The 1301-nt window shown below is 44.7% G+C and carries 2 protein-coding genes and 1 pseudogene; 1 reads left to right on the forward strand and 2 read right to left on the reverse strand.

The features are described 5' to 3' along the window. On the forward strand, nucleotides 1–602 hold a 602-nt coding region (locus AB5935_RS26525; protein ID WP_149967329.1), incomplete at its 5' end, for a phage antirepressor KilAC domain-containing protein. A gap of 78 nt (nucleotides 603–680) precedes the next feature. Here the strand turns inward: AB5935_RS26525 and AB5935_RS26530 are convergent. Together AB5935_RS26530 and AB5935_RS26535 are read right to left on the reverse strand one after the other, a co-directional pair. Further along, a complete protein-coding gene (locus AB5935_RS26530) occupies nucleotides 681–1166 on the reverse strand; it encodes a hypothetical protein (protein ID WP_007217340.1) in 486 nt (161 codons plus the stop codon). 11 nt (nucleotides 1167–1177) lie between these two features. Beyond that, nucleotides 1178–1301: pseudogene (locus AB5935_RS26535) on the reverse strand (conjugal transfer protein TraQ); the annotation flags it as partial.

A 1301-nucleotide genomic window follows, 5' to 3' on the forward strand; every position in this document is an offset into this window, starting at 1 on the left:
CGCCTACACGCAGTGCCGTCCAGAAAATCAAGTACATCAGCGAAGGAAACGTATACCGGCTGATTGCCGGTAGCAAGCTGCCTTCCGCTGAGAAATTCGAAAGCTGGATATTTGATGAACTGGTTCCCGAAACACTAAAGAACGGTGGCTATCTTCTTAAGAAGAATGGCGAAACGGATAATGAACTGCTTGCGCGTGCCATATTGCTCGCACAGAACCGTATAAAAGAGCGAGACAGCCGTATTTCAGCATTGGAGAAGGAGAACAACTATGCTATCCTGAAACTCAAGCTACAGGCCCCAAAAGTTCAGTATTACGACAAAGTCCTGCAATCCCAAAGCACCTACACGACCACACAGATAGCGAAAGAATTGGGAATGACTGCCGGAATGTTGAACAAGCGGCTCCGATGGGCAGGCATCCAGTTCCGTCAATCCGGTCAGTGGCTGCTCAAAGCTCCTTACCAGAATCAAGGCTATACGGCAACCCGGACCCATGTATGGGAAAGCCGCACAGGAGAAACAGGCACGGCCATGTTGACGGTCTGGACGGAAAAGGGCCGGTTATTCATACATTATCTTTTTGAGGCTTATCTGGTATAGCCGGAATATAAGACCGGGATAAATAAAAAAGCTACTGAAACAAAAATTCAGTAGCTTTTTTATTGCTTTCAATTGATACTATCTCAACCGTGGTCCCGTTTTCTTCTTTTCTTTCACAGGCACAATTTCTTGTCGGGGTGCTTCTTGCGGCCTTATTCTTTCACTTACAGTCTCACTCTGAAGAAGCCTGTTTAAATACCGGAGGTCCTTCAGTAACTCCTGTTTGCATTCCATCTCCAGGGAATGGGCCATATTCGACATCGGGTTGGTACTTTTCTTGACAAGCGGACCGTTCAGGAGATCTTCTTCTACATACAGGGTACAACGCTTCAAATAGCCTTCAATGTCCTTCGGCGTTTCAGCGGTATCAATCGCCTCCTGAATGGCCTTATAATTCTTATCCATATAACAGGCCTTATACAAGTCATCGGCATGCCAGTCAAAGAAATGAAGATAGTTTTTTCCCAGTTGCTGGTTATACTCTTTTATATCGCTTTCCACAACCCCTTTCTTCTTGTCAAGATATTGCTGCAATTGTTCGATCCTTAAATCACTTTTATCCATTGTTGTCCGATTTATAGTTCCATGTCCGTTTCAGTTTCGCTCTGAAAGGATATATCCAGTTCTCTTTCCTGATGGAAATTATCCGCTATCACGAATTTAATTTCCGCATTCTTGCTGCTTCGGTTATGATAGAAG

It is taken from the genome of Phocaeicola sp. RTP21198st1_B8_RTP21198_201120, assembly GCF_040929485.1.
Taxonomy (GTDB): domain Bacteria; phylum Bacteroidota; class Bacteroidia; order Bacteroidales; family Bacteroidaceae; genus Phocaeicola; species Phocaeicola dorei.

Bases quoted from the DNA above. Each gene is read 5' to 3' on its own strand.
- AB5935_RS26530 (WP_007217340.1), bottom strand. From the start codon at position 1,166: ATGGATAAAAGTGATTTAAGGATCGAACAATTGCAGCAATATCTTGAC.